The organism is Desulfovibrio sp., assembly GCF_034006445.1.
Lineage (GTDB): Bacteria > Desulfobacterota > Desulfovibrionia > Desulfovibrionales > Desulfovibrionaceae > Desulfovibrio.
Map to the genome: position 1 here is coordinate 1 of NZ_JAVESS010000036.1, position 5400 is coordinate 5400.

General features: G+C 59.3%; 10 protein-coding genes, 1 other RNA gene and 1 pseudogene. All 12 read right to left on the reverse strand.

The window, feature by feature from the left end; genetic code table 11:
- A pseudogene (locus RBR41_RS14365) lies at nt 1–390 on the reverse strand (hypothetical protein); the annotation flags it as partial.
- Between the two features lie 4 nt (nt 391–394).
- Nucleotides 395–637 carry a hypothetical protein gene (locus RBR41_RS14370; RefSeq protein WP_320353357.1) on the reverse strand — a complete coding sequence of 81 codons (243 nt, stop codon included), beginning with the start codon at nt 635–637 and terminating at the stop codon, nt 395–397.
- A complete protein-coding gene (locus RBR41_RS14375) occupies nt 634–1071 on the reverse strand; it encodes a hypothetical protein (RefSeq protein WP_320353358.1) in 438 nt (145 codons plus the stop codon). The genes RBR41_RS14370 and RBR41_RS14375 overlap by 4 nt, the downstream gene beginning before the upstream one ends.
- A gap of 12 nt (nt 1072–1083) precedes the next feature.
- On the reverse strand, nt 1084–1284 hold the full coding sequence (locus tag RBR41_RS14380) for a TraR/DksA C4-type zinc finger protein (RefSeq protein ID WP_320353367.1): 201 nt from the start codon (nt 1282–1284) through the stop codon (nt 1084–1086).
- A gap of 246 nt (nt 1285–1530) precedes the next feature.
- A complete protein-coding gene (locus tag RBR41_RS14385; RefSeq protein WP_320353359.1) occupies nt 1531–1977 on the reverse strand; it encodes a hypothetical protein in 447 nt (148 codons plus the stop codon).
- Entirely contained in the window at nt 1967–2533 is a 567-nt protein-coding gene (locus tag RBR41_RS14390; protein ID WP_320353369.1) for a transglycosylase SLT domain-containing protein, read from the reverse strand. Before RBR41_RS14390 ends, RBR41_RS14385 begins: the two co-directional genes overlap by 11 nt.
- Nucleotides 2534–2601: 68 nt before the next feature.
- The gene (locus RBR41_RS14395) at nt 2602–2994 is read right to left on the reverse strand and encodes a putative holin (protein ID WP_320353360.1); all 393 of its coding nucleotides are present in this window, start codon (nt 2992–2994) and stop codon (nt 2602–2604) included.
- Between the two features lie 217 nt (nt 2995–3211).
- Entirely contained in the window at nt 3212–3667 is a 456-nt protein-coding gene (locus tag RBR41_RS14400; RefSeq protein ID WP_320353361.1) for a hypothetical protein, read from the reverse strand.
- A 92-nt stretch (nt 3668–3759) separates the two neighbouring features.
- Nucleotides 3760–4209 carry a helix-turn-helix domain-containing protein gene (locus RBR41_RS14405; protein WP_320353362.1) on the reverse strand — a complete coding sequence of 150 codons (450 nt, stop codon included), beginning with the start codon at nt 4207–4209 and terminating at the stop codon, nt 3760–3762.
- A 3-nt stretch (nt 4210–4212) separates the two neighbouring features.
- A complete protein-coding gene (locus tag RBR41_RS14410; protein WP_320353364.1) occupies nt 4213–4575 on the reverse strand; it encodes a hypothetical protein in 363 nt (120 codons plus the stop codon).
- The gene (locus tag RBR41_RS14415; RefSeq protein WP_320353366.1) at nt 4568–5041 is read right to left on the reverse strand and encodes a regulatory protein GemA; all 474 of its coding nucleotides are present in this window, start codon (nt 5039–5041) and stop codon (nt 4568–4570) included. The genes RBR41_RS14410 and RBR41_RS14415 overlap by 8 nt, the downstream gene beginning before the upstream one ends.
- Before the next feature lie 28 nt (nt 5042–5069).
- Nucleotides 5070–5132, reverse strand: an RNA gene (locus RBR41_RS14420) — hammerhead ribozyme type II.
- Between the last annotated feature and the right edge of the window lie 268 nt (nt 5133–5400).

Sequence of the window (5400 nt, forward strand, 5' to 3'; positions counted from 1 at the left end):
AGCCGCCGGGATGTCTGTGACGGCCCTGATCTCCGAGGAAGACGTGGCCTGCTCCAGGATCTTGCCCGCGCGTGCGGCTTCCTGCTGTTTCATGGCCAGACTTTCCAGCGCCGAAACGGCAAAGGACAGCTGGGAGGCTTCCATGCCGCTCTTGGCTCCGATCAGACTATCCAGTACCTTCTTGCGGCCCAAAATGGTGTTGACCCGAATGTCGCTTTCTGCCCTGGCAATCTCTTCGCGCTTCTCGCGCCATCCGTACTTGTCCGCCCACGCCTTAAGCGTCGTGGCCGAAACTCCAGTCAGTTCGGCCACGCGGTCAAAAGAGAAGCGGTCAACGCAGTAAAGCTCCTGCGCCTGCCAGACGGTTTCAGGTGGATGTTCCTTGCCCATATGCTTACCCGTCCAGTTCGCGCGTGAGGATGGCGATCTTGCGATCCAGGCCCGCCAGCTCGTCAAGCTTCTCCTTCATGGATAGCGCCAGGCTCAGGACGTGATCACCGTCGACCTCATGCGCTTCGTTCACCACTGGCAGGGCCGCGCGGATGGAATCCCGCAACGCCTGGACCTCGGCAGCCACCAGCTTGCGTCTGGACCGTAGGTCCTCACGATGTCCAATATTCTCGCGTCGTTCACTCATTTCGTTCGCGCCTCCACGATTGTGATGAGCCGCTCAACGGCCCGCGTGTTGTTGATCACCAAGGTCTGCAGGGCATCCGCCATGCGCTCGTAATCTTTCACCAGCTCCACGTTGTCGTTGTAGAACCTCACGGCCTCGGCGTGCTCCTTACCGAGTTCTTTACAGACTGACTGTGTATCCACGCGGTAGGCCTCCAGGATCTTGCTCGTGTTGTTCCGGTACGCGTCCAGGATGCGTGTGGTATCGGTGCGGAACTCTTGCTGCATCATCGCCATGCGCGTGTTCCGGATGTGATCAAGTACCAGTACGGTCACAAGCACCATGGCCGGTGCGGCCAGGGCCAGGGCAACAAGCCCGGGTACGCCCAGGCCGGAAAGAACAGCAGCGATGGTCTGCATTGCGCTGATCAAGGTCTGGATTTCTTGGGGGTTCATTCACGCTCCTTGTCACGATAAATGAGATTTACGGTCCTGCTCTTCCTGACACGCTGCACACAGCCTGCATCCTGGAACCGCCTGCCGCCTGCGCTCCGGGATATCTCCGTCGCATTCGGCGCATTTGAAAAAGCTGGTGAACCCTGGATTTCCAACTGTTCCGACATTTCCCAAAGCCTCGGCTTGAAACAGTCGTTCCGGTTTCTGGGCCATATCCGCTTCGTCACTCACTGGCCGCTCCCTGTCTGGGCCCGGTAGCAGTCAATGGCCGCTTCCAGCCCTTGGATGTAGGCCCGATACACGTCATCGCGTTCCAGGACGGCCTCGACATTCACCGGATGGTCGAACGGCAGGCCGCCATTTATGAGCGGCAGATCGGGACGCTCCGGACACGGGCACTCTTCCATCCGCACAATCTCAGGGGCAGGCGGAACCTGAATCTGCCGCGCAGCACAGCCACTACCAAGGGCGATTGAGACGATCAGCAGCACGCTTGCGTGTCGCATCATCCACCACCTCCATGGTTTCTGTGGCCGCCCGAATCCGAGGCTTGGCCACCGACAAAATTTGTTTGCGGGCATGGCTGTCTGCCCGGGCCTGCCCCTCACGAGCCAGCGCAGCCTGGGCCGTGGCTCGTACACTGGCCGTTGCGGCCTGCGCCAGCTTGGCCACGTCCGCCCAGCGTGCGGCTTCGGCCAGGGCTGTGACCAGCGCGGCGCGGGTGGCATTATGTGCTGCCTGTTCTGCCTGAATCTCACGTGCGGCATCAGCCCGGACGGCATCAAGGCGCAGACCTTGGACGTAGGCCCATGCAAAACTGGCCAGCAGCAGGGCCGTGAGCCCCGCCACAAGCCAGGTCTTTTTACCCCAGACCCACGAGGCCAGCGTCAAAGCCTTACTGAGCATCACAGCCTCCAGGGCCCCAGCCAGCGGCGCGGTACATCGGCGTCAAGGTGTGCAGTATCCGTGTCGGATAGGAGCGATTTTCGCGGAAGTTGGCGGGCGAGCGGCCACTGTTGACAATGGCCACATGCGACCAGACACGCGGATCCAGACCTTGGGCATCGGCCAAAGACTGATCACGCTGCAGCCAGCCGAGGCCGCCATTGTATGAAGAGAGCGTCATCGCCCAACGGTCACAGTCCGAGTATGCCACGCGGATCCGCTTCCAGAGCCAGCGGTCGTAAATGACCATCGCCCGGATCGACCAGGACGGCGAAAAAGGCAGCGGCTTCCCGGTTTCCGGGGCAACCTCCGGCAACCACCGGGCCGTCCTGGGCATGAACTGGGCAAGCCCCTGAGCCCCGGCGGGAGACACCGCCTGTTCGTTCCACCGGGATTCTTGATGGATCTGGGCTGCGAAGGTGGCTACGGGGGCGTCCAGGCCCCAGACCATGCGGGCTTCTCGGATCAGAAGGTCTCGATGCTGCTGGGCTTGAGGTGGGATGGCGGGGCCTGCCATTGCCCATGTTGCCCAGACCAAGAGCCAGACAGCAACGCAAATCAGAAGCACCACGGCCAACCGCCAGTTCACAACCCCATCCCCACGGCCAACATACCCATGACAAACGCCAGCACTGCGCAAATCAGGCATGTGCAAAAGATGCCCTCATAGCCGTCGGCCACTTCGAAGTCCGCCTTGCCGTCGACATCGGCGTCAGGATCGCTGCGCCAGTCTTTGACCAGGTAGCGCGACGGGTTGGCGTAAGGCACCAGGGCAAGCCAAACGCAGCAACCGGCTAGACCGCCAAGTGGCGCGAGCAGCAGCTTATAGGCCACGACAGGGATCTGTTGAGGGCTGGCAACCAGCAGCGCAATGAAGAGAATCGCGACCAGGACAAAGCAGTACACGATCTGAAACTTCGTCCTGCCCAGGAGCTTTTCGACGCCCTGAACAGCGCCGCCCAGAATCTTTCGGAACATAACGCCTCCGGATTTTTTATTACCCCGCCGGGACCTTCCCGGCTGGGCGTCTCAAAGAAGATGTGGTCGCTGGCTAAACGACCTGTTCAGGGGGCAGAATGTGGGTAATTAGAGGTATGGGCAGGAGGTGATGCGTATGGTGCGGTGTCTTTTAGACTAGTTTAGACGTTGGAATTAGGGCAATAAAAAAGCCCCGCGTAGGGGCTGTGTAGGGTTCTTATTCCGTTTTCTTTTTATTCGCTCGCTCGCGCCTGGGGAAATAGGTTTCAAGCGGGATTGTCGGCTCTTCATGCATGAATTTGCTAGGTTGAGACAGAGGGCTGACATTAGGCGGAGTATCGAGGCGGTGCATTCGAATCTCCCAGCCTCCATCTGCCTTGACTTCTATCGCATACTTTCCCGTTTTTCGGAAATCAGCGAAGACGGTTTCGCCTTTCGATCCGATGAAATTTGCCATGTGGACATCATCGAGAATGTTGCCCGTGAGGAAGTGCGCGGTCACGATGCAATTGCTCTGCCCATCGTGCCACACAGTTGCTTGGTATTTTCCAGCTTCAACGTGGACTAATTGTACACTCGTACCGCGTCCGCTACACAGCGCGCCCTTCGATGCTGAATAAGCTGGTGCCGAGATAACAAACATTAGAGCCATGAGCATTAAAGCGCTTTTCATGTATCACCTCGTTTTGTAAAAGAGAAAGCTTTATAGCCTGCAACGCAATATCATTTCAAGCAAATTTCATGGCTCAAACACACGGTGCCCGATCACTCGTCAAAATCCTCCATGGCCGAGGCTACATCCGCCGCCCTCACCCGCACCGGCTTTTCGCGCAAGGCCACCAGCTTGCCTTCGGCCACCATGTTGTAGATCTGGCGCTCGCTCACGTTCAGGCAGTATGCCGCTTCATCAACCCGCAACGTGTGACGCTTGGAGACCAGCTCCTGGGGCGACAGCATGAATGGCTCATCGACTGGTGGGTAGTTGATCGGCAGGATCGGCGGGAAGCCTGAAGGCCGCACCAGGCTGCAAGCACGCTCACACGAGATGCAACAAAAAATGTCGCCCCGTGTGAACCAGTAGGGGCGCTTATGCGGTTTGTCGTTGACGTGCGGGCAACTCAGCCGGTCATAGACCTCCGGCTTTGGCTCGGCGTCATACGGACGCCAGCCGTCATTTACCAGCCGGACCACGTGTTTGATCAAATTCTTGGACATAGCTCACCTCGTTTTTGCCAGAAACTCCTGTACTGCTTGGGCCTCCCGACCCGTCTGGATGCGACATCCTCGGCAGCCCCTGCGATCCGGACGGCGGCACTTGGCGCATTTGGCCGCCAGGAGCACCTCGGCCAGCTCCTCGACATCCGGCAGCTGCCACGGGGCCTGCGCCTCTGTTTCCGAGACACCTTCAAGCGCCGTCCTGATGATTGCCATCTGCCGGACCATGTTGCCCGGGTAGCGGTCGCCAAGCACCTGGTAGACCGTTGACCTGGTCAGTTCCGGATTGCGCTTCAGAAACGCATGAATCGATCCGTGCCGGGCCACCACGGCCTGGCGCAATGCATGTCCTGGGGCGTCACTCATTCACGCCCACCTGTTTCAGGTCGAAGGCATGCTCGCGCTTCTGCAGGTCAGACAGCAGGGCGGAAATCTTCTTTTCGTCATGCAACCATGCGAAAGACTCGACGCCGAACCCACGTTTCACCCTGGTCTCCAGGCTGCTCATAGAGTAGCCAAGCTTCTTCCAGATGGCCAAGATGGCCCGCTTCTGGTCGGCGTGGCGGTCACCGTCCTTGACTTCAATCCAATCCGGACGGGCCTTGGCCGTGACCTTCGTGTTGCTGTGGGTCTTGCCCGGAGTGGTGAAGACAGCTCCCATCTCCGCCAGGATCTGCACCAGGCTTGAGAGTTGGGCGAAGCTCAGCTTGGAGGCACTGGCTACCCGAAATTTATTGTGCAGCAGCTCGCGGTAGGCCTCTTCGGTCATGTCCGGGAGCTGCTTTCTGGCGATGGCGATCTTGGCGTATAGGGGCTTGCGGTCAGCGGCCATGTGGATCCTCTCTGAATGCGTTATGTTCTAGTGGCTGCTCATCAGGCCTGGGCCACCACGCCCGGGCGACCTCCAGCAGGAGGTTTCGCTTATCGTCTACTTGCCGTCCCATACTCCTCAAGTGGCATGTCTTGACCCTTGCGGACTGTGACCCAGCACTCCGGACAGCGTCTCCAGTAGCCTGCTGGCAGCGGTTCGCCGCAATCTACGCAGTATCGCCCCGTGGGCTGCTCTGAGCGCAAAGACAGCCGCTCAGGGCGAGGCGAGCGCTTCAGCTTTGCAACAGACCTGGTGTTTGATTTCTTCGCCATTATCTCGGCCCTGACCTGTTCGACCCACGCCATGGTTGGCTCAAATTC